General features: G+C 54.6%; 22 protein-coding genes. 12 read left to right on the top strand and 10 right to left on the bottom strand.

The window, feature by feature from the left end:
* Window positions 1-63 precede the first annotated feature (63 nt).
* Window positions 64-900, top strand: coding sequence for an HTH-type transcriptional activator RhaS (gene rhaS / locus OGV50_RS07145; RefSeq protein WP_012133897.1), 837 nt, complete (start codon window positions 64-66; stop codon window positions 898-900).
* 153 nt (window positions 901-1,053) lie between these two features.
* Window positions 1,054-1,902: an HTH-type transcriptional activator RhaR gene (gene rhaR / locus OGV50_RS07140; protein ID WP_047459845.1), complete on the top strand. Its 849-nt coding sequence runs from the start codon at window positions 1,054-1,056 to the stop codon at window positions 1,900-1,902.
* Here rhaR and rhaT read toward each other — a convergent pair.
* The gene (gene rhaT / locus OGV50_RS07135) at window positions 1,899-2,933 is read right to left on the bottom strand and encodes an L-rhamnose/proton symporter RhaT (RefSeq protein WP_049009553.1); all 1,035 of its coding nucleotides are present in this window, start codon (window positions 2,931-2,933) and stop codon (window positions 1,899-1,901) included. The genes rhaR and rhaT overlap by 4 nt on opposite strands.
* Window positions 2,934-3,221: 288 nt before the next feature.
* Between rhaT and sodA the strand changes: the two genes are divergently transcribed.
* Together sodA and kdgT are read left to right on the top strand one after the other, a co-directional pair.
* Window positions 3,222-3,842: a superoxide dismutase [Mn] gene (sodA, locus tag OGV50_RS07130; RefSeq protein WP_024130664.1), complete on the top strand. Its 621-nt coding sequence runs from the start codon at window positions 3,222-3,224 to the stop codon at window positions 3,840-3,842.
* Between the two features lie 437 nt (window positions 3,843-4,279).
* Window positions 4,280-5,263 carry a 2-keto-3-deoxygluconate transporter gene (gene kdgT, locus OGV50_RS07125; RefSeq protein ID WP_012133890.1) on the top strand — a complete coding sequence of 328 codons (984 nt, stop codon included), beginning with the start codon at window positions 4,280-4,282 and terminating at the stop codon, window positions 5,261-5,263.
* A 52-nt stretch (window positions 5,264-5,315) separates the two neighbouring features.
* On the opposite strand, the gene OGV50_RS07120 is transcribed toward kdgT, so the two are convergent.
* Window positions 5,316-6,206 (bottom strand): dihydrodipicolinate synthase family protein, encoded by an 891-nt coding sequence (locus OGV50_RS07120; protein ID WP_200093310.1) that lies wholly within the window; start codon window positions 6,204-6,206, stop codon window positions 5,316-5,318.
* Between the two features lie 153 nt (window positions 6,207-6,359).
* Here OGV50_RS07120 and yiiM point away from each other — a divergent pair, with 153 nt between their 5' ends.
* On the top strand, window positions 6,360-7,031 hold the full coding sequence (yiiM, locus tag OGV50_RS07115) for a 6-hydroxyaminopurine reductase (protein WP_012133888.1): 672 nt from the start codon (window positions 6,360-6,362) through the stop codon (window positions 7,029-7,031).
* 99 nt (window positions 7,032-7,130) lie between these two features.
* Here yiiM and cpxA read toward each other — a convergent pair whose 3' ends face one another.
* Window positions 7,131-8,504, bottom strand: a complete 1,374-nt coding sequence (gene cpxA, locus OGV50_RS07110) for an envelope stress sensor histidine kinase CpxA (protein WP_012133887.1) — start codon at window positions 8,502-8,504, stop codon at window positions 7,131-7,133.
* Window positions 8,501-9,199: an envelope stress response regulator transcription factor CpxR gene (cpxR, locus tag OGV50_RS07105; protein ID WP_012133886.1), complete on the bottom strand. Its 699-nt coding sequence runs from the start codon at window positions 9,197-9,199 to the stop codon at window positions 8,501-8,503. Before cpxR ends, cpxA begins: the two co-directional genes overlap by 4 nt.
* 150 nt (window positions 9,200-9,349) lie before the next feature.
* Here cpxR and cpxP point away from each other — a divergent pair, with 150 nt between their 5' ends.
* The 6 genes from cpxP (at window position 9,350) to OGV50_RS07075 (ending at window position 15,482) form a co-directional block, all read left to right on the top strand.
* Window positions 9,350-9,850, top strand: a complete 501-nt coding sequence (cpxP, locus tag OGV50_RS07100) for a cell-envelope stress modulator CpxP (protein WP_012133885.1) — start codon at window positions 9,350-9,352, stop codon at window positions 9,848-9,850.
* A gap of 148 nt (window positions 9,851-9,998) precedes the next feature.
* The gene (fieF, locus tag OGV50_RS07095) at window positions 9,999-10,901 is read left to right on the top strand and encodes a CDF family cation-efflux transporter FieF (RefSeq protein WP_012133884.1); all 903 of its coding nucleotides are present in this window, start codon (window positions 9,999-10,001) and stop codon (window positions 10,899-10,901) included.
* Window positions 10,902-11,091: 190 nt separating this feature from the next.
* On the top strand, window positions 11,092-12,054 hold the full coding sequence (gene pfkA / locus OGV50_RS07090) for a 6-phosphofructokinase (protein ID WP_012133883.1): 963 nt from the start codon (window positions 11,092-11,094) through the stop codon (window positions 12,052-12,054).
* A gap of 207 nt (window positions 12,055-12,261) precedes the next feature.
* A complete protein-coding gene (gene sbp / locus OGV50_RS07085) occupies window positions 12,262-13,251 on the top strand; it encodes a sulfate/thiosulfate ABC transporter substrate-binding protein Sbp (protein ID WP_012133881.1) in 990 nt (329 codons plus the stop codon).
* Between the two features lie 103 nt (window positions 13,252-13,354).
* Entirely contained in the window at window positions 13,355-14,104 is a 750-nt protein-coding gene (locus tag OGV50_RS07080; protein ID WP_286488411.1) for a CDP-diacylglycerol diphosphatase, read from the top strand.
* A 73-nt stretch (window positions 14,105-14,177) separates the two neighbouring features.
* Window positions 14,178-15,482, top strand: coding sequence for an SLC13 family permease (locus tag OGV50_RS07075; protein WP_012133878.1), 1,305 nt, complete (start codon window positions 14,178-14,180; stop codon window positions 15,480-15,482).
* 82 nt (window positions 15,483-15,564) lie between these two features.
* Here the strand turns inward: OGV50_RS07075 and tpiA are convergent, their stop codons facing one another.
* Together tpiA and OGV50_RS07065 are read right to left on the bottom strand one after the other, a co-directional pair.
* A complete protein-coding gene (gene tpiA / locus OGV50_RS07070) occupies window positions 15,565-16,332 on the bottom strand; it encodes a triose-phosphate isomerase (protein ID WP_024130662.1) in 768 nt (255 codons plus the stop codon).
* A gap of 114 nt (window positions 16,333-16,446) precedes the next feature.
* Window positions 16,447-17,043, bottom strand: a complete 597-nt coding sequence (locus OGV50_RS07065) for a YiiQ family protein (RefSeq protein ID WP_047459831.1) — start codon at window positions 17,041-17,043, stop codon at window positions 16,447-16,449.
* A gap of 100 nt (window positions 17,044-17,143) precedes the next feature.
* Between OGV50_RS07065 and OGV50_RS07060 the strand changes: the two genes are divergently transcribed.
* Window positions 17,144-17,590, top strand: a complete 447-nt coding sequence (locus tag OGV50_RS07060; protein ID WP_286488410.1) for a DUF805 domain-containing protein — start codon at window positions 17,144-17,146, stop codon at window positions 17,588-17,590.
* Between the two features lie 75 nt (window positions 17,591-17,665).
* On the opposite strand, the gene fpr is transcribed toward OGV50_RS07060, so the two are convergent.
* The 4 genes from fpr to OGV50_RS07040 all read right to left on the bottom strand — a co-directional run bounded on the left by fpr (window position 17,666) and on the right by OGV50_RS07040 (window position 22,067).
* Window positions 17,666-18,412: a ferredoxin--NADP(+) reductase gene (gene fpr / locus OGV50_RS07055; RefSeq protein ID WP_012133874.1), complete on the bottom strand. Its 747-nt coding sequence runs from the start codon at window positions 18,410-18,412 to the stop codon at window positions 17,666-17,668.
* Window positions 18,413-18,507: 95 nt separating this feature from the next.
* Complete coding sequence (gene glpX, locus OGV50_RS07050; RefSeq protein ID WP_012133873.1) at window positions 18,508-19,518, bottom strand: class II fructose-bisphosphatase; 1,011 nt, start codon at window positions 19,516-19,518, stop codon at window positions 18,508-18,510.
* A 172-nt stretch (window positions 19,519-19,690) separates the two neighbouring features.
* The gene (gene glpK, locus OGV50_RS07045) at window positions 19,691-21,199 is read right to left on the bottom strand and encodes a glycerol kinase GlpK (RefSeq protein WP_012133870.1); all 1,509 of its coding nucleotides are present in this window, start codon (window positions 21,197-21,199) and stop codon (window positions 19,691-19,693) included.
* Window positions 21,200-21,221: 22 nt separating this feature from the next.
* Window positions 21,222-22,067, bottom strand: a complete 846-nt coding sequence (locus tag OGV50_RS07040; protein WP_012133869.1) for an MIP/aquaporin family protein — start codon at window positions 22,065-22,067, stop codon at window positions 21,222-21,224.
* Window positions 22,068-22,280: the final 213 nt, after the last annotated feature.

Raw genomic sequence — 22,280 nt, 5'->3', positions numbered from 1 at the left:
TAAGGTGAGGGTAGTAACCCTTAATTACTATTTCTGACATGTTTCTCATATCAGGAAGCCATCATGACCGTACTGCATAGCGTGGATTTTTTTCCGTCAGGTAAAGCGCCCGTGGCCATTGAACCCCGGCTTCCTCAGTCCGCTTTTCCTGAACATCATCATGATTTTCATGAGATTGTGATTGTTGAACATGGCACCGGCATTCATGTGTTCAATGGGCAGCCCTACACCATTAGCGGCGGTACGGTCTGCTTTGTTCGCGATCACGACAGACATCTGTATGAACACACCGACAACCTGTGTCTGACGAATGTGCTCTATCGCTCGCCGGACGCGTTTCAGTTTCTGGCAGGGCTGAACCAGCTCTTGCCGCAGGAACAGGATGGGCAGTATCCGTCACACTGGCGCGTGAATCAGAGCGCGTTGCAGCAGGTGCGGCAACTGGTGGCGCAGATGGAAAACGCCGGAGACGAGATGGACACGCCTGCGGTCGCCAACCGTGAAATTCTGTTTATGCAGTTGCTGGTGCTGCTGCGTAAAAGCAGCCTGATGGAAGGGGCGGCCAATAACGATGCGCGGCTGAATCAGTTGCTGGCCTGGCTGGAGGATCATTTTGCTGAAGAGGTGTGCTGGGAATCGATAGCCGACAAGTTTTCGCTCTCGCTGCGCACGCTGCATCGTCAGCTCAAACAGCAGACCGGCCTGACGCCGCAGCGCTATCTTAACCGTCTGCGGCTTATCAAGGCTCGCCATCTGCTGCGTCACAGTGATGAAAGCGTCACAGATATCGCGTATCGCTGCGGTTTTGGCGACAGTAACCATTTTTCGACGCTGTTTCGCCGGGAATTTGACTGGTCGCCCAGGGATATTCGCCAGGGGCGGGACGCATTGCTACAGTAACGCGAAAGCTATCACCGTTTTTTGTCGCCAATTTGCTGATAATCGTCCCCTTCAATGCCGGATGGCGGCTTCGTCTTATCCGGCCTACGGCGGCGATCTGTAGGCCAGACAAACGTAGCGCCATCCGGCAAGCATTCAACGTGAGGTGCTGCGGTGGCAAATCAGTTAGTCCTTCTGAAAAAAGACTTTTTTGCGAATGACGGCCAGGCTGTCGCGGTTGCCGATCGCTATCCGCAAAATGTGTTCGCGGAACATACACACGAGTTTTGTGAACTGGTGCTGGTCTGGCGCGGCAACGGTTTGCATGTGCTCAACGATCGCCCTTACCGCATCACGCGCGGCGATCTGTTTTATATTCGCGCCGAGGACAGACACTCCTACACTTCCGTTAACGATTTGGTTTTGCAGAATATTATTTACTGCCCGGAGCGGTTGACCCTGAATCTTGGCTGGGAAAGCGCCATTCCGGGCTTTAACGGCAGTGAACGGCGCCCGCACTGGCGGCTGGGCAGCGTGGGGATGAATCAGGCGCGGCAGGTTATCAGCCAGCTTGAACATGAGAGCAATCAGGGCGATCCGCTGGCGAATGAGATGGCGGAGCTGCTATTTGGTCAGCTGGTGATGACGCTGAAAAGACATCGCTATGCCACCGATGATCTCCCGACCAGAGCGAGCGAAACGTTGCTGGATAAATTGATTACCGCGCTGGCCGGCAGCCTGGAGCGCCCCTTTGCGCTGGACGCGTTTTGCGACCAGGAGCAGTGCAGCGAGCGGGTGCTGCGACAGCAGTTTCGCTCACAGACCGGGATGACCATCAACCAGTATCTTCGCCAGATCCGCATCTGCCATGCGCAGTATTTGCTTCAGCACAGCCGCCTGATGATCAGTGAGATTTCAATGCAGTGCGGCTTTGAGGACAGTAACTACTTTTCGGTGGTGTTTACGCGGGAAACCGGGATGACGCCCAGCCAGTGGCGTCATCACAGTACGCAAAACGATTAGCTTGCCATTCCCATGCCGACGATGTTGGCGGCGATAATAATGACCACGCAACCCAGACTGAGAACGCTGACAGGACGACGACCCGCGTTTTTCCACTCTTTCAGCACCAGACCCACAATCCCACCGCACAGCACGTAGAAGCTCATGTGCAGCATCCAGCTGATGTAGTCATACTGCGGCGGAATGCGAGCGTGGCCCCAGGCGTAGAAAAAGAACTGCAAATACCACATCAGGCCACCCAGCGCGGACAGCAGGATATTGGTGATGATCATCGATTTTGCCAGCGAGAAGTCGGCTTTTATCGACAAGTTTTTCACTTTTGCCAGACGAATGAAACAGAAGCCCAGGTTGATCAGCGCGCCGCCGCCCATGATGACCACGTAGCTTGGCAGAGCGACATACAGCGGATCGACGCCGAGCGCGGCGGCGGCTTCATGCATCGGTTTGGCGGCGTTCATCGCAAAGGACATCCCGGCGGAGAAAATACCGCACATCACCGCCAGCAGCAGACCTTTTTTCAGGTTGAACTCCTCGGCGGTGATCCCCATTTTGCGCTCTTTTAACTGCCCGGCGCGGGTGACGATGCCAACGCCGATCAGCGCCACCAGGACGCCCAGCAGCGTCATTCGTCCGCCTTCGGTATTGATCAGCACATCAAAGTTTCCATTGATGATGGGGGTCATCAGGGTGCCGACGATCAGCGTAATACCAATCGCGATGCCGATCCCCATCGACATGCCGAGATAGCGCATGGTCAGGCCGTAGTTAATATTACCGATGCCCCACATTGCGCCGAACAGAAATACGGGCAACAGGGTGGAGAGGTTGAAGGAACTGTAATAGGCCCAGAAATCCGGGAGCAGCAGGGCGCTGATGGTCCAGGGCAGGATAAGCCAGGAGACAATCCCACCGATTGACCACATGGTTTCCCAGGACCATTGTTTAACTTGTTTGAACGGGGCATAAAAACAGGCTGCACTGGCCGCACCTATCAAATGCCAAAAGATACCCATCGTAATCGCGTTACTCATGACTTAATCCTCATCGTTTTTATTGCCGGTGTGACCCTCCCGACCTGATGAGTGTAAAAATTGCGCAGTTGATTAACCTTTTGAGGATTGCCGACATTTCTTCCTTCCTGGCAACCAGCACGTTATACGGGTGATTTGGCTCACATATTCAAGAACATAATGAAAAGTTATATCCTTATTAAAACTACGGCATTGATAAGCATTTTCAATATCATTTAATTAACTATAATGAACCAACTGCTTACGCGGCATTAACACTTCAGCCGCTCGACAATAATGGAGATGATTATGAGTTATACACTGCCATCCCTGCCGTACGCTTATGATGCGCTGGAACCGCACTTCGATAAGCAGACGATGGAAATCCACCATACCAAACACCATCAAACTTATGTCAACAACGCTAACGCGGCGCTGGAAAACCTGCCTGAATTCGCGAACCTGCCGGTTGAAGAACTGATCACCAAACTGGATCAGCTTCCGGCGGACAAAAAAACCGTACTGCGCAATAACGCGGGCGGCCACGCTAACCACAGCCTGTTCTGGAAAGGCCTGAAAAAAGGCACCGCTTTGCAGGGCGACCTGAAAGCGGCTATCGAACGTGATTTCGGTTCCGTTGATAACTTCAAAGCGGAGTTTGAAAAAGCGGCGGCAACCCGTTTCGGTTCCGGTTGGGCCTGGCTGGTGTTGCAGGGCGACAAACTGGCGGTTGTCTCTACCGCTAACCAGGACTCCCCGCTGATGGGCGAGGCCATTTCCGGCGTTTCCGGTTTCCCAATCCTGGGTCTGGACGTATGGGAACACGCTTACTACCTGAAATTCCAGAACCGTCGCCCGGACTACATCAAAGAGTTCTGGAACGTGGTGAACTGGGACGAAGCTGCTGCGCGTTTCGCGGCGAAAAAATAAGTCTTTTTGCCTGATGGCGCTGCGCTTATCAGGCCTACGAAGAGGATTTGTCGATTTGTAGGCCGGATAAGGCGTTAGCCGCCATCCGGCACAGAGTTACAATTTGTAGGCCGGATAAGGCATTAGCCGCCATCCGGCACAGAGTTACAATTTGTAGGCCGGATAAGGCATTAGCCGCCATCCGGCATTGAATTCAGCCCCCGCAGGCATAACCTGCGGGGGCTTTCTTTTAGGCGCTTTTGGGCTTGCCTGGTGTGACTTACGTCAAATTAAAAACATCAATCCATAAAAAATGAAACATAGTTTTGTTATGTGGTTGGGATCACTTTTATTGTTCGAATGAATGTCTATCGTTTCTTCATCAACGCGGGTGTGCCTCAAAGTAAGGTGCATTCGCCCATAAAAATTGCCCGTTTTTATGTCTACAGGTGAAGGAAATGCAGATTAAACGCACGATAGAAAAAGTCCCGGGTGGCATGATGCTCGTTCCGTTGTTCCTCGGCGCGCTATGCCACACCTTCGCGCCAGGTGCAGGGAAATACTTCGGCTCATTCACAAACGGTATGATCACCGGTACGGTGCCGATTCTGGCGGTCTGGTTCTTTTGTATGGGCGCGTCGATCAAACTGAGCGCCACAGGCACCGTGCTGCGTAAATCCGGGACGCTGGTGGTGACCAAAATTGCGGTTGCCTGGGTGGTGGCCGCTATTGCGTCACGCGTTATCCCGGAACATGGGGTGGAAGCGGGCTTCTTCGCCGGGCTGTCGACGCTGGCGCTGGTGGCCTCTATGGACATGACCAACGGTGGGCTGTACGCCTCCATCATGCAGCAGTACGGCACGAAAGAAGAGGCCGGGGCATTTGTCCTGATGTCGCTGGAGTCAGGGCCGCTGATGACGATGGTTATTCTGGGAACCGCCGGGATTGCCTCGTTTGAACCGCATGTATTTGTGGGGGCGGTATTGCCGTTCCTGATTGGTTTCGCGCTGGGGAATCTCGACCCGGAACTGCGGGAATTCTTCAGCAAAGCGGTACAGACGCTGATCCCGTTCTTCGCCTTCGCGCTGGGCAACACCATTGATTTGAGCGTGATTGCACAGACGGGCGTGCTGGGGATTCTACTGGGTGTGGCGGTCATTATTATCACCGGCATCCCGTTAATCATCGCTGACAAGTTTATCGGCGGCGGTGACGGTACGGCAGGTATTGCCGCCTCAAGTTCTGCGGGCGCCGCAGTAGCCACGCCCGTGCTGATCGCAGAGATGGTTCCGGCGTTTAAACCGATGGCGCCCGCCGCGACCTCGCTGGTTGCCACATCGGTTATCGTGACTTCGATTCTGGTGCCGATCATTACCTCAGTCTGGTCGCGGAAGGTGAAGGCCAGAGCGGCGGAAATCGATATTCGCGGTACGGTGAAATAAACCCGTTTTGCCGGATGACGGCTTATGCCTCATCCGGCGCTTCCGGTCAGAATTAACGGCCAAACACCTCATCAATTGTGCGACGCTCGTGCTCGTTCAGTTCTCCTCCCGCATTACGCGACACGCCGGTACAATAGCCGAACTTACGCGATACCACGGTTTTAATCGTGGTCACAAAATCCTCGCCAATCGCATAAATGGACATAAACGTGCCGATTTTCTCCTGGATATCGCGCAACGTTTGCAAATCACCCTGCTTAAACGCCTCCCGCGCGCTGACAAATAGCTCCGGCATCACGTTGTTTAAGCCGGAAATAATGCCTGCGCCGCCCGCCAGCAGGTTGGGAATGTAATACTCGTCATAGCCGGAGAGCACGGCAAAATCGTCGCGTACCGCGCGGGTGGTCTGAATCATGCTGCGGGTATGGGACTGGCAGTCGACGGTATCTTTAATCCCGGCAAAATTCGGGAATTCGGCGGCAAGGGTCGCCACCAGATCCGGCGTTAAATCGCAGCCGGTGCGTGCCGGGAAATTGTAGGCAAGCCATTTGCCGCTCAGGGCGTTGCCAAGCTGGCGGAAGTAGCTCAGAAGCTGCTTCGACGTCTGCCCGTAGTAATACGGCGGCAGAATCATCACCGCATCGTACCCGACGCGGTACGCTTCCTGCGCCATAAGCAGGATGTCGCTGGTGCAGGTGGAGGAGACATTGGCAACCATCTTCAGCGAACTCATCGCGCGGGCCTCGCGGATCAGCATCAGCCGCTCTTCCAGCGTGAAAGACGCAAATTCGCCAATGCTGCCCATCAGCAAAATAACATCGATGTTAGCCTCGGTAAGGCGTTTGAGATGCTGGCTCAAGCCGTTGAGATCGACTTTTCCGTCATTGTCCATCGGCGTAATGGAAGGACACCAGACGCCAGCAAACTGCGATTGTACTGTCACGTTGTTGACTCCTTATTATGAAATGGCGTTTCAAAATCACTTTAATTGATAGCACGTCTGCTGGCGCATCATGTGAACCCGGCTCTCATTTTGAGCGGCTGAGACAAAATAAATATGCTCTAATGAGGATTATTTGTCGGGAGAGGGAAGCTGATGCGATATCCGGTCGAGGTGTTTACGGGCAAAATTCGGGACTATGCGGGAAGTCGTCCCAGCGCCATTGCGAAAATCCAGGTTGATGGCGAGCTGATGCTTAACGATCTGGGCCTTGCCGGTGATGAGCAGGCAGAGACAAAAATTCACGGCGGGCCCGATCGCGCGCTGTGCCATTATCCCCGTGAACACTATCTGCACTGGGCGCGTCAATTCCCGGCGCAGGCGGATCTGTTTGTCGCGCCCGCGTTTGGCGAAAACCTTTCGACCGACGGTCTGACCGAGCAAAATGTTTTTATCGGCGATATTTTTCAGTGGGGAGAGGCGCTGATTCAGGTGACTCAGCCACGTTCGCCGTGCTTTAAGCTCAACTTCCATTTCGGCATTAGCGATATGGCGACGCAAATGCAGAACGCCGGGAAAACCGGCTGGCTGTACAGCGTTATCGCGCCGGGGCAGGTATCGGCGGATGCGCCGTTAATTCTGGCGTCGCGCGTCAGCGATGTGAGCGTACAGGAGGCGATTGCGATAGCCTGGCATATGCCGTTCGACGACGACCAGTATCATCGGTTGCTGTCGGCAGCGGGGTTATCGAAAAGCTGGACCAGAACGATGCAGAAGCGCCGTTTGAGCGGCAAAATTGAAGATCAGTCACGACGTTTACGTGGATGATGTAACGCCCGATGGCGCTGCGCTTATCGGGCCTACAACGTGCGGTTTTTCGTAGGCCGGATAAGGCGTTCACGCCGCCATCCGGCACCACAGCGAGACTTAAGAACGCTTATACAACGGCAGCCAGATCACCAGCCGTAAGCCGCCCAGCGGGCTGTCTTCGGCTTTCACCCAACCGCGATGCTGCTGGATCGCGGTCTCAACGATGGCCAGCCCCAACCCTGTTCCACCGGACTCCCGATCGCGCGCTTCATCGGTACGATAAAACGGGCGGAAGATCTGTTCGCGGTCTTCAGGGCTAACGCCCGGGCCATCGTCATCAACCGTTATCGTAATGCCGTCTTTATCCACCGCGAAGCCGACTTCAATCTTCGTGTGTGAATAGCGCAGGGCGTTACGGACAATGTTCTCCAGCGCGCTTTCCAGGGTGCTAGGGTTGCCGTATAACGGCCACGGCCCCGGCGGGAAGTTCACCGTTAACGATTTGCCCATCTGCTCGGCTTCGAAGGCGGCGTTATCCAGCACGTCTCCCCACAGATGATTGGCTTTCATCGTTTCGCTGACCAGCGCGTTTTTCTGTTGATTACGCGACATCACCAGCAGGTCGTTGATCATGCTGTCCAGCCGCTGCGCTTCGGTCTCGATGCGCTCCAGCTCTTTACTCTCGCCGCTACGGCGACGCAGCAGCGCGGTGCCCAGTTGCAGACGCGTAAGCGGAGTGCGTAGCTCGTGCGAGATATCCGACAGCAGACGCTGCTGCGTGGTCATCATACGTTCCAGCGCAGTTACCATCTGGTTAAAGCTGGCACCAGCCGCAAGAAATTCCTGCGGGCCTGCTTCCAGTTCTGGATGTTGTCGCAGATTACCCTGAGCCACTTCGTCCGCCGCGTTTTTCAACTTACGCGCCGGTTTCGCCAGGCTCCAGGCCAGCCAAAGCAACAGAGGCGAACTGACCAGCATGGTGACGATCAGCAACAAGAGCGGGCGGTCAAACAGCAGATTAATAAAATCGGATTGGGAACTGCTGGCCGGTCGAATCAGATAAAGCTGGTAGTTATCTTCCCCGTCTCTGACAGAGAACGGGCCTACCATCTCAACGCGGCCATATTTCTTCTTCTGCGGATGATCGGCGTTATCCGCCTGACCAATAAAGTTACGAATGATCTGCATTTCGCTGCGTTCTGCGCCGATCACGCGTCCTTCAGTGGTCACAAGCAATAACCGCTGTCCTGGCGGCGCCCACTTGTCGATCGCACGGAACAGGCGACGCCACCACATTAAATCGTTGGGTGGATCGTTCGCGAGTTCAGCTTCTACATGTTGCTCAATCATCAACCCCTGGCGCTGTTCGCTGTCCAGTAGCTCGGTCATCTGGCGTGAGTCGAGCTTGGGTAACATCAATACCAACATCAGCACCAGCGCCAGCGTCAACCAGAAGATGGCAAAGATGCGCGCGGTTAAACTGCCTATCATGAAGCGGAAACCATCAAATAACCGCGACCACGCAGGGTTTTAAACCACGGGTGCCCGTCTTTACGCTCCGGCAGCTTACGACGCAGATTGGAGATATGCATGTCGATTGCGCGGTCGAACGGCGTCAGGCGTTTACCCAGCACTTCCTGGCTCAAATGTTCACGCGAAACCACCTGGCCGAGATGCTGCGCCAGCAAATAGAGCAGGGTAAATTCGGTGCCGGTTAACTCCAGGGTTTGACCATCGAAGCTGGCCTCCTGGCGACCCGGATTGAGGCTTAACGCATCCACTTCCAGCGTCGGCGAGCCGTTGTCGTTGTTCTGCTGCTGTTCGCTCCAGTGTGAGCGGCGCAGAATCGCACGGATACGCGCGACCAGTTCGCGGTCGTTAAACGGTTTAGGTAAATAATCATCCGCGCCCAGCTCAAGGCCGAGTACGCGATCCAGTTCGCTGCCGCGCGCGGTCAGCATAATGACAGGGGTCTGGTGTGTCTGGCGAAGCGCTTTCAACGTATCAATACCGTTTTTCTTCGGCATCATGACATCGAGCAAAAGTAAATCAATGCTGTCGTCCAGAAGCTCAAGCGCCTGCTCCCCGTCATGGGCAACCAGCACATTGAAGCCTTCCATTTCGAGCAGCTCCTTTAACAGGGAAGTTAGCTCTCGGTCATCATCAACTAACAGGATTTTATTCATTGTTTAAGTACCTCCGAGGCAGAAATTACGTCATCAGGCGTCGCTAATCCATGACTTTACGTTGTTTTACACCCCCTGACGCATGTTTGCAGCCCGAATCGTAAACTGTCTCTCGTTGAATCGCGACAGAAAAGATTTTGGGAGCAAGTGATGCGCAAAGTTACCGCTGCCGTCATGGCCTCAACGCTGGCACTCAGTCCTTTAAGCCACGCTGCTGAAGTCGTTACAGGCGATAACTGGCATCAAGGTGAAGGACTTACGCAGCGCAGTACGCAGAGCCATATGTTCGACGGCATAAGTTTAACCGAACATCAGCGTCAACAGATGCGAGATCTGATGCAGCAGGCAAGACACGAACAGCCTCCTGTTAATGTTAGCGAAATGGAGACAATGCATCGCCTTGTCATCGCAGAAAAATTTGATGAAAACGCTGTGCGCGCTCAGGCAGAAAAAATGGCGCAAGAACAGGTTGCCCGTCAGGTCGAAATGGCCAGGGTTCGCAACCAGATGTATCGCCTGTTAACGCCGGAGCAGCAAGCGGTTTTAAATGAGAAGCATCAACAACGAATGGAGCAACTGCGCGATGTGGCGCAATGGCAAAACGGCTCCTCGTTGAAGTTATTGAGTAGTAGCAACTCACGTTCCCAGTAACAAACCCTGTTTTCCTTGCCATAGACACCATCCCTGTCTTCCCCTCCATGATGGAGGGGTTTTTTTTGTCCAAAATTTGTCATCCGGTTATTGCCTTACTGTTTTACTCCATCCGTTATACTACCGGCATGGAAAGGCAGGAGTGTTTATGAATCAAACCTATGGGCGACTGGTCAGCCGGGCGGCAATTGCCGCGACAGTGATGGCGTCACTGTTACTTTTGATCAAAATTTTTGCGTGGTGGTACACCGGGTCGGTGAGTATTCTGGCTGCGTTGGTTGACTCGCTGGTGGATATTGCCGCGTCGCTGACTAACCTGTTAGTGGTGCGCTATTCGCTGCAACCGGCGGATGATGAACACACCTTTGGACACGGCAAAGCGGAGTCGCTGGCGGCGCTGGCGCAGAGCATGTTTATTTCCGGCTCGGCGCTGTTTCTGTTTTTGACCGGTATTCAGCATCTGATTACCCCTACGCCAATGAACGAACCGGGCGTCGGGATCGTGGTGACGCTTATCGCCCTGGTTTGTACGATCATTCTGGTCACGTTTCAGCGTTGGGTTGTGCGCAAGACGCAAAGTCAGGCTGTACGGGCAGATATGCTTCATTATCAGTCTGATGTTATGATGAACGGAGCGATTCTCGTTGCGCTTGGGCTGGCCTGGTATGGCTGGCATCGCGCGGACGCCTTGTTTGCGTTGGGAATCGGCATCTATATTCTATACAGCGCACTACGTATGGGATATGAGGCAGTGCAGTCGTTACTGGATCGCGCGCTGCCCGATGAGGAACGTCAGGAAATTATTGATATCGTGACATCGTGGCCGGGCGTCAACGGTGCTCACGATCTTCGCACGCGGCAGTCAGGGCCGACCCGCTTTATTCAGATTCATTTGGAAATGGAAGATAATCTGCCGCTCGTTCAGGCGCATCTGGTGGCTGAACAGGTAGAGCAGGCGATTTTGCGGCGTTTTCCGGGTTCGGATGTCATTATCCACCAGGACCCCTGTTCAGTCGTACCCAGGGAAGGCAAGAGGTTTGAGCTTTCGTAATTCGTTGTAAAAAAGTGAGCAAGGCCAGCATTTTGTGTATAAATTACCGCCGTTTGGCCTGACCTGAATCAATTCAGCAGGAAGCGGTTGTTATACTATCTGCATATTCGTTGGATCGTCCCGATGTGCAGTAACAGTATCGGCTTCCGGCAACAGATTTCATTTTGCATTCCAAAGTTCAGAGGTAGTCATGATTAAGAAAATCGGTGTGTTGACAAGCGGCGGTGATGCGCCTGGCATGAACGCAGCAATCCGTGGTGTTGTACGCGCAGCGTTGACGGAAGGACTGGAAGTAATGGGTATTTATGATGGCTACCTGGGTCTGTATGAAGACCGTATGGTTCAGCTCGACCGTTACAGCGTGTCCGACATGATCAACCGTGGCGGTACTTTCCTCGGTTCCGCGCGCTTCCCGGAATTCCGCGATGAAAATGTTCGCGCAGTGGCTATCGAAAACCTGAAAAAACGTGGCATCGACGCGCTGGTTGTTATCGGCGGTGACGGTTCCTATATGGGTGCAAAACGTCTGACTGAAATGGGCTTCCCGTGCATCGGTCTGCCGGGCACGATCGACAACGACATCAAAGGCACTGACTACACCATCGGTTATTTCACCGCGCTGGGTACGGTAGTGGAAGCGATTGACCGTCTGCGTGACACCTCTTCCTCTCACCAGCGTATTTCCATCGTTGAAGTGATGGGGCGTTACTGCGGCGACCTGACCCTGGCGGCGGCTATCGCAGGGGGCTGTGAGTTTGTTGTGGTGCCGGAAGTGGAATTCAGCCGTGACGATCTGGTTGCGGAAATCAAAGCGGGCATCGCGAAAGGTAAAAAACACGCGATTGTCGCGATCACCGAACATATGTGTGACGTTGATGAACTGGCGCACTACATCGAGAAAGAGACTGGCCGTGAAACGCGTGCGACCGTACTGGGTCACATCCAGCGTGGCGGCTCTCCGGTGCCTTACGACCGTATTCTGGCTTCCCGTATGGGCTCATATGCCATTGAACTGCTGCTGGAAGGTTTTGGCGGACGTTGTGTGGGCATCCAGAACGAACAACTGGTTCACCATGACATCATCGACGCTATCGAAAACATGAAGCGTCCGTTCAAAGGTGACTGGCTGGATTGCGCTAAAAAGCTGTACTGATCGTTGTGTGTATTGTGCCGGGTGGCGACTTCGCCTTACCCGGCCTACAACAGTACGGCCTGTAGGCCGGATAAGGCGTTAGCCAGCATCCGGCAATATCCTTCATTTATTCCCTCAAGTTATAGCCAATCTTTTTTTATTCTTTAATGTTTGGATTCCTTTCTGGCACGCTTTACTCATCACAACACTACATAAGAGAGCTGGGCGATGAATAAATGGGGCGTGGGGTTAACATTATTGCTGGCATCGACCAGCGTTCTGGCGAAGGATATTCAGTTACTTAACGTGTCTTACGATCCAACGCGCGAGCTGTACGATCAGTACAACAAAGCGTTTAGCGCGCACTGGAAACAAGAAACGGGCGACAACGTGGTGATCCGTCAGTCACATGGCGGTTCCGGTAAGCAGGCGACGTCAGTCATTAACGGTATTGAGGCCGATGTGGTGACGCTGGCGCTGGCTTATGACGTTGATGCCATTGCAGAGCGCGGCCGTATCGACAAAAACTGGATCAAACGTCTGCCGGACAACTCCGCGCCGTACACGTCCACCATCGTCTTCCTGGTGCGTAAAGGCAATCCGAAGCAAATCCATGACTGGAACGACCTGGTAAAACCGGGCGTGTCGGTGATTACGCCGAACCCGAAAAGCTCTGGCGGCGCACGCTGGAACTATCTGGCTGCGTGGGGATACGCCCTGCACCACAATAACAACGATCAGGCCAAAGCGCAGGACTTCGTAAAAGCGTTATTTAAGAACGTGGAAGTGCTGGATTCTGGCGCGCGCGGTTCAACCAACACCTTTGTTGAGCGTGGGATTGGCGACGTGCTGATCGCTTGGGAGAACGAAGCGCTGTTGGCGACGAACGAACTGGGCAAAGATAAATTCGAAATCGTGACGCCGAGCGAATCGATTCTTGCAGAACCGACCGTCTCCGTGGTGGATAAAGTCGTGGAGAAAAAAGGGACGCAAGCCGTGGCGGAAGCCTATCTGAAGTATCTCTACTCGCCGGAAGGGCAGGAAATTGCGGCGAAAAACTTCTATCGCCCACGCGACCCTGAAGTGGCGAAGAAATATGAAAATGCATTTCCGAAGCTGAAACTCTTCACCATTGACGAGGAGTTTGGCGGGTGGACGAAAGCGCAGAAAGAGCATTTCTCTAATGGCGGTACGTTCGACCAAATCAGCAAACGCTAATGTAAATTGCTTTTCCAGCCCGGTGGCATCGTGCGACCGGGCTTTTTTATTTGTCATCATTTTGCGTTACTCTTGCACGTCAATAAGAGACAGGGAATGAGTAATGAAAAAAACAGGTTATTTTTTGCTGGCGGTTGTGATTGTTGCCGCCGTCGCGGGCATTGGCTACTGGAAGCTGGCCGCTAATCCGAACGCATTGCGGGATATTGTTCTGCAACAATGCGTACCGAACCAACTGCAACAGCAAAATCCTGCGCCATGCGCCGAAGTGAAACCGGATGCCGGGTATGTCGTGTTTAAAGATCGTAATGGCCCGTTGCAGTATCTGCTGATGCCGACGTACCGCATCAACGGTACGGAAAGCCCGCTGCTGGTGGAGCCCTACACGCCGAACTTCTTCTGGCTAGCCTGGCAGGCGCGCAGCTTTATGAGCCAAAAGTACGGCAAAGATATTCCAGACAGCGCCATTTCGCTGGCGATTAACTCACGCTCCGGGCGGACGCAAAACCACTTTCATATCCACATCTCCTGCCTGCGCCCTGATGTGCGAGCGCAACTGGATGATAATCTGGCGAAAGTGAGTACCCGCTGGCTGCCACTGCCGGGCGGATTGCGCGGGAATGAATATCTGGCGCGTCGGGTGACGGAAAGCGAGCTGGCGCAACGCAGCCCGTTCATGATGCTGGCGGAAGAGGTGCCGGATGCGCGTGAGCACATGGGCAGCTATGCGCTGGCGGTGGTGCGCCAGAGCGACGACTCTTTTGTTTTGCTGGCGACGCAGCGCAACCTGCTGGCGTTTAACCTCGCTTCCTCTGAGGAAATTCAGGATCATCAATGTGAGATTTTGCAGTAACCCCACCTAATCTGGCGTTTACTCCACCTGCCTGTCTCCGTATTCTTGTTGAAAAAAACAACAGGAGACAGGCATGTCGCTCTGGCTTACACACCCTCTGTTCATTCCTTCGCTGGTGGTCGGCGTGACCATTCTGCTCTGGGCAACCTCGCTGTTGCCGGAGTTTATTACCGCGCTGCTGTTCTTTACCGTGGCGATGGTGGCGAAGATCGCGCCGCCGGACGTCATTTTTGGCGGTTTTGCCTCGTCGGCTTTCTGGCTGGTTTTTAGCGGTTTTGTGCTGGGGGTGGCGATCCGCAAAACAGGGCTGGCAGACAGGGCGGCGCGCGCCTTATCCGCCAGACTGACTGACTCATGGCCGCTGATGGTGGCAAGCGTGGTGCTGCTCAGTTATGCGCTGGCGTTTGTGATGCCGTCCAATATGGGGCGTATCGCGCTGCTGATGCCCATTGTCGCGGCGATGGCGAAACGTGCCGGGATTGCCGATGGCACGCGCGCCTGGTACGGACTGGCGCTTGCGGTGGGCTTTGGAACCTTCCAGCTCTCCGCGACCATCCTGCCTGCTAATGTACCTAACCTGGTGATGAGCGGGGCGGCGGAAGGTTCGTATGGCATCCACCTGAACTATCTGCCGTATCTTCTGCTGCATACGCCTGTTCTGGGCTGGTTGAAAGGTGCGCTGTTAATCGTCCTGATTTGTTGGCTGTTTCCCGGTAAACCGCATGCGCCTCGCGACCTGACGCCGCCTGCGCCGATGAGCCGTGCGGAGAAACGGCTGGCGTGGATGCTGGCGGTGGTGCTGGCGATGTGGGTCAGCGAAAGCTGGCACGGTATTGGCCCGGCGTGGACCGGGCTGGCGGCGGCGGTGATCACGCTGTTGCCACGCGTGGGGTTTATCAACGGGGAAGAGTTTTCCAGCGGCGTGAATATCCGCACCTGTATTTATGTGGCAGGCATTCTGGGGCTGGCGATCACCGTGACGCAAACCGGTATTGGCAATGCGGTGGGCGAGGCGCTGCTGCATGTCATGCCGCTGGACCCGGAAAAGCCCTTCACCAGTTTCCTGGCGCTGACCGGCATTACCACCGCGCTGAATTTTATTATGACGGCGAACGGCGTTCCGGCGCTGTATACCACGCTGGCGCAGAGTTTTTCCGACGCAACCGGTTTTCCGCTGCTGTCGGTGATTATGATTCAGGTATTGGGATACTCCACGCCGCTGCTGCCGTATCAGGCGTCGCCGATTGTGGTGGCGATGGCATTAGGGAAAGTCCCGGCAAAACCAGGTATGACGCTGTGTCTGGCACTGGCGCTGGCAACGTATCTGGTGCTGTTGCCGCTGGATTACGTGTGGTTTAGTTTACTGGGGCGTTTGTAAAAAAAGCCCGGTGGCGTTAACGCTTACCGGGCCTGTGATTTTGTGTGGCGGGTAAGCGCACGCGCCACCCGCCACAACAGCATTAAGCTTGTTTAGCCGCTTCCGCTGCTTTAACGATCACCGCGAACGCGTCAGCTTTCAGGGAAGCACCGCCAACCAGCGCGCCGTCGATGTCCGGCTGAGCGAACAGTTCTGCCGCGTTAGCTGCGTTTACGGAACCGCCGTACTGGATGATCACTTGCTCAGCGATTTTCGCGTCAGCTTTGGCGATGTGGTCACGGATGAATTTGTGAACAGCCTGCGCCTGCGCCGGAGTGGCGGATTTGCCAGTACCGATCGCCCATACAGGTTCGTAAGCGATAACCACGCCTTCAAACGCCGCAGCGCCCTGAGTTTTCAGTACCGCGTCGATCTGACGAGCACAGACTTCTTCGGTTTTGCCGGCTTCGTTTTCTGCTTCGGTTTCACCGATGCACAGAACCGGAGTCAGACCCTGCTCTTTCAGCACGGCGAATTTCTTCGCGATCAGCTCGTCAGACTCTTTGTGGTAAGTACGACGCTCAGAGTGGCCGATGATGATGTACTGCGCGCCGATATCCTTCAGCATTTCAGCAGAAGTTTCACCGGTGAATGCGCCAGACAGGTTCAGGTCAACGTTCTGCGCGCCCAGAATGATGTGGCTACCGGCAGCGGCGTGTTTCGCCATGTCGATATACATTTCCGGCGGTGCAATCGCAACTGCACAGCCAGCAACGCCAGCCAGTTCTTTACGCAGGTTAGCCACCAGCTCGTTTACCATGTGGCGGCTGCCGTTCAGTTTCCAGTTACCCATCACTAAAGGATGTCGCATTTCATTTCTCCACGCTTTGTCAGCGAATTAAGGAAGATGGCCGCCCTTCAGGGGCGGCATGGTCTGTGAAACAGTATAGAGATCCCTCCCTCGAAAGGCTTTGCTTTTTGTCACTTAATTCAGCCCTTCCAGATTCTCCGATAGCGCTAGCTTAATCGGTTCAACAGCGAAGGTCAGCCCTTTTTCCCCGTTGTCTGCGACAACATAGCGAATCGCGCCTTCCGTTTCGGCGTAGTAGTGCTTATTCTTGCCCGCTGTGAGTAATTTTTGCAGTTTTTGCTGGCTTTGCTCTTTTGTCAGAAGCGGGGCGACGGTGCGGATCACCGCCGCCATGTACTCTTGTGCTTTGGCTTTGGCGGCTTTTTGCTCGGGCCCCTGAATGGGAAGCCAGGTAATCTGCATACTTTTGATTTTTAACGTACCGCGCTCCAGCGCCGTTGAGGCGTACAGATTTTCATTGATCTTGCTGGCGGCGCGGGTCAGGTTCGCCCTGTCGCGGCTGCTGTCGATAGCACGAAATTCGTTCAGTGGAAGCCGGGGATTTTGCTGATTAAAGTTTTCGCGAAACTGGCTGATGGAGAGATCAAACGTCGGCGCGCCAGCCAGCAGGTAGGGCGCGGTCGTCGCAGACGGCGATGCCTCCGCCAGCACCGTTGTGCTCGCAGTTATGGCGGAAAACAATAATAAAAACAGTGTACACCCTGGCTTCATCAATCTTACCTTTCGTTAGGACTGCTCACGATTAAAACGATAACTGTCGGGCTTGTCAAAAGGGTAAACTGACAGCGAAGGCAATAATAAAGGAACTTACATGACCATACAGCAGTGGTTATTCTCATTTAAAGGGCGTATTGGACGCCGTGATTTCTGGATCTGGCTCGGTTTCTGGTTTGTCGGCATGCTGGTGCTGTTTTCGCTGGCGAGCAAGAACTTACTCGATATCCAGACGGCGGCATTTTGTCTGGTGTGTCTGCTCTGGCCCACGGCGGCGGTCATGGTTAAGCGTTTGCATGACCGGGGGCGCTCCGGCCTGTGGGCGTTATTGATGATTCTGGCGTGGATGCTGCTGGCCGGAAATTGGGTGATGTTGCCGGGAATGTGGCAGTGGGTCGTGGGGTGCTTTGTCCCGACGCTCATTCTGGTCATGATGTTTATCGATCTGGGGGCGTTTGTCGGCACTCAGGGCGAGAATAAGTTCGGCAAAGAAACGCAGGATGTGAAGTTTAAAGCAGAGCCTCAGGCAGGCGATAAACCGTAGGCCGGATAAGGCGTTTATGCCGCTATCCGGCAGATTGCCCGGTGGCGCTGGCGCTTACCGGGCCTGCAACCGTGCTTACCAGTAGTGCTCAGCGGTCATGTGCCCAGGACGACGACGCAGGTGTTTGGTCATGTGCCGGGTCTCCTTCAGCAGCTGTTGCGTATCGCGCACCATCTGCGGATTTCCGCACAGCATCACATGGCTGGTCTCGGTGTCCATCGGTAAACCGACCGCCGCTTCCAGCGCGCCGCTTTCAATCAGCGCGGGGACGCGCCCGGTAAGCGAGCCAGCGATGGTTTCCCGACTGACGACAGTTTGAATGCGCAGCTTGCCTTCGTAGCGTTTTTGCAATTCCAGCATTAACGGCAGGTAACTTAAATCAGCGGCGTAACGCGCGGCATGCACCAGTACCAGGTTGTTAAAGCGCTCCAGGTCCTTACCGAGTTGCAGAATCGACAAATAAGGGCCAATGGCCGTTCCGGTCGCCAGCATCCACAAGGTGTCGCAGTCAGGCACTTCATCCAGAACAAAGAACCCCGCCGCTTCACTCACCACCTGTACTTCATCGCCAGGTTTAAGTGCCGCCAGACGTGGGCTGAGTTTGCCTTCGGGAACCGTCACCAGGTAAAACTCTAAATCGGGATTATCGGGCGCATTCACATAGGAATAGGCGCGTTGTACGCGTTCGCCATCGATCTCCAGTCCGAGCTTGGTAAACTGGCCTGCGGTGAAGGGATGAACGGGGGCGTGAACGGTCAGACTAAACAGGGCGTCGGTCCAGTACTGTACCTTCGTGACTTTTCCTGTTACCCAATCTGCCATGATCTTCTCCTGTCTGCTGCAATACCCTTATCTTCGTTCGTTGAACGAAAGATTTCCAGCCCCGAAGGGCCGGAAGGCTCAATCGAACAAATCAGTTACAGGATATGCGCCTGCACATCCGGGTCTTTGCGATCCAGATAGTGGATGGACTGAATACGGCGGATAGTGCGCGATTTGCCGCGAATCAGCAGCGTTTCGGTGGTAGCGATATTGCCTTTGCGGCTAATCCCCTCCAGCAGATCGCCTTTGGTGATCCCGGTGGCGGAGAAGATGACGTTATCGCTGCGCGCCATTTCGTCCAGACGCAGCGCTTTACCTGCGTCAATGCCCATAGCTTTACAGCGTGCCAGCTCCTGCTCGCCAATGCGACGGTTCTCTTCGCTGTCGCCTTTGACGTCGTGACGCGCCAGCAGACGGCCCTGCATGTCGCCATCCAGCGCACGAATCACCGCTGCGGAGACAACGCCTTCCGGCGCGCCGCCAATGCCGTACAGCACATCCACTTCACTGTCCGGCATACAGGTCAGAATAGAGGCCGCCACGTCGCCATCAGGAATGGCGAATACGCGCACGCCAAGCTGCTGCATCTCTGCAATCACCGCGTCATGACGCGGTTTGGCCAGAATCGTAACCGTCAGTTCGCTGAGTGGTTTGCTGAGGGCGGCTGCGATGTTGCGCAGGTTGTCCGCCAGCGGCAGATTCAGGTCGATAGATCCTTTAGCGCCCGGCCCGACGATCAGCTTTTCCATGTACATATCCGGCGCGTTGAGGAAACAGCCTTTATCGCCGACCGCCAGAACCGCCAGCGCGTTCGCCTGGCCCATCGCCGTCATACGGGTGCCTTCGATAGGGTCGACGGCGATATCTACCGCATCGCCACGGCCGGTGCCGACTTTCTCACCGATAAACAGCATGGGCGCTTCATCAATCTCGCCTTCGCCGATGACAATGGTGCCGTCAATATTGACCTGGTTGAGCATAATACGCATGGCGTTTACCGCCGCGCCGTCAGCGGTATTTTTGTCGCCGCGTCCCAGCCATTTATAGCCAGCCAGCGCTGCCGCTTCCGTTACGCGGGAAAATTCGATGGCAAGTTCTCGTCTCATAGCAAACTCGTAGCAGAAAGGAATGGCGCGAAGTGTAGCACAGGGGAGGGTGGGAATAATTGATATGCTCGGGGGTAGATAACTTGCCGGGTGGCGGCGTTGCCTTACCCGGCCTACACAAGCATGTAGCCTGTAGGCCGGATAAGCGAAGCCGCCATCCGGCAGGTCAGTATTACTCTTCGTGGTCTTCCCACGCCAGGGCGCGTTTGACCGCTTTTTTCCAGCCGCTGTAACGGAAGTTACGCTCGGTGGTTTCGATGCCTGGACGGAATTCACGCTCGATGACCGCTTTTTCCTGCAACTCATCCAGGTTCTGCCAGTAACCCACCGCCAGACCTGCCAGATACGCCGCACCCAGCGCCGTCACTTCGCGCACTTCCGGGCGCTCAACGCGCGTACCAAGAATGTCTGACTGGAACTGCATCAGGAAGTTGTTGGCAACCGCGCCGCCGTCAACGCGCAGGGCGTGCAGGCGAATACCGGAGTCCGCCTGCATCGCTTCCAGCACGTCGCGCGTCTGGTAAGCGATCGATTCCAGCGTTGCACGGATGATGTGGTTGGAGTTTACGCCACGGGTCAGACCGAAGATGGCGCCGCGCGCATACGGGTCCCAGTACGGCGCGCCCAGACCGGTAAAGGCCGGAACAACATATACGCCGTTGGTGTCTTTCACTTTGGTAGCGAAATATTCAGAGTCGAATGCGTCGCTGATGAGTTTCATCTCATCACGCAGCCACTGAATGGATGCGCCAGCCATAAACACCGCCCCTTCCAGCGCGTAGTTCACTTCGCCGGTCGGGCCGCAGGCGATGGTAGTCAAAAGTCCGTTTTCGGACTTAACCGCTTTCTCGCCGGTGTTCATCAGCATAAAGCAGCCGGTGCCGTAAGTGTTTTTCGCCATCCCCTCTTTGACGCACAGCTGGCCGAACAGCGCCGCCTGCTGGTCACCGGCGATCCCGGCGATTGGAATACGCGTGCCGCCTTTACCCCCGATGTTCGTCTGGCCGTACACTTCTGAAGAACGACGCACTTCCGGCAGCATAGCGCGCGGGATATCCAGCGCATCCAGCATTTTGTCATCCCAGTCCAGGGTATGGATGTTGAACAGCATGGTACGTGAAGCGTTGGTGTAATCCGTGACGTGTACGCGTCCCTGCGTCATTTTCCAGATAAGCCAGGTATCCACCGTACCGAACAGCAGTTCACCGCGACGTGCGCGCTCACGGGAGCCTTCTACGTGATCGAGAATCCACTTCACTTTGGTGCCGGAGAAGTACGGGTCAATCACCAGACCGGTGTTGTTGCGGATGTAATCTTCCATGCCGTCACGCTTCAGGCGTTCGCAGATTTCGGCGGTACGGCGGCACTGCCAGACAATCGCGTTATAAATCGGTTTGCCGGTTTCACGTTCCCAGACGATGGTGGTTTCACGCTGGTTAGTAATACCGATTGCTGCGATCTGATCGGAACTGATGTCTGCTTTCGCCAGCACTTCAACCAGCGTTGAGCTTTGGGTGGCCCAGATTTCCATTGGGTCGTGTTCTACCCAGCCTGCTTTCGGGTAGATTTGCTCAAATTCACGTTGCGACACGCTAACGATATTCGCATCGTGATCCATCACGACGGCGCGGGAGCTGGTGGTGCCCTGGTCGAGCGCAACGATATATTTTTTCTCAGTCATAATTTTTTGTCCCGTAGTCACATTACAGCGAAGCTTTTTGTTGTGCGGTAGTGGTGGTGTCCTTCTCTTCAACCACGCAAGTATCACACGGCAAATGGCGGCCAATCAGTTTACGATAGGCGAATGCGCCCAGAATGGCGCCCGCAATCGGGCCGAACATCGGCACCAGGAAGTAAGGAATATCCTTACCGCCAGTCAAGGCAACGTTCCCCCAGCCAGCGAGCCAGGCGAACAGTTTCGGGCCGAAGTCACGCGCCGGGTTCATCGCAAACCCGGTCAGCGGCCCCATAGAAGCGCCAATTACTGCGATCAGTAAACCAATGAGCAGAGGAGCCAGTGGGCCGCGCGGCACGCCGTTACCATCATCGGTCAGCGCCAGAATAAGCCCCATCAGAATAGCGGTAATTACCATCTCAACCGCGAAGGCTTGCACAAAATTGATATGTGGATTTGGATATGTTGAGAAAGTGCCAGCCAGATCAACACTTTCGATACTGCCACGGACGATGTGGTGCGTTTGTTCAAAATCAGCGAAAAGATTGTAGTAAAGCCCGTAAACTAATGCCGCTGCGCAAAACGCGCCGGCAACTTGAGAAATGATAAAAGGAACAACTTTGCGTTTGTCGAAACAGGCAAACAGCCACAGTGCGATTGTTACGGCTGGATTTAAATGTGCGCCGGAGACACCTGCTGTCAGGTAGATAGCCATCGCCACCCCCAGACCCCAGATGATACTGATTTCCCACTGACCGAAAGTAGCACCTGCTACTTTAAGAGCAGCGACACAACCCACACCGAAGAAAATCAACAACCCAGTACCGAGAAATTCAGCAATGCACTGGCCTTTTAAGGTTGATGTTTGACTCATAATCGGATCCTGAAGAGAGTTTAATGTTTATTGTTTGCGAAGAGGTCACTGACGCCTTCGATGCCTGTAGGCATACTGTTAATTTATCGTTAACGAGCAAAAACGAGAAATATCGAAATCAAAATGTGTGTACTGCGTCAATAAAATGAGCGTTATCGCGCCATGAAGCGCGTTTTACGACAAACCAGGAGTGTGAGCTGAATCATTTCATTA

Origin of the sequence: Citrobacter sp. CK180 (assembly GCF_030333655.1) — a bacterium.
Taxonomy (GTDB): Bacteria; Pseudomonadota; Gammaproteobacteria; order Enterobacterales; family Enterobacteriaceae; genus Citrobacter_B; species Citrobacter_B koseri.
Note: the sequence above shows the minus strand (reverse complement) of the source record. Positions and strands in the feature narration are given on the sequence as shown.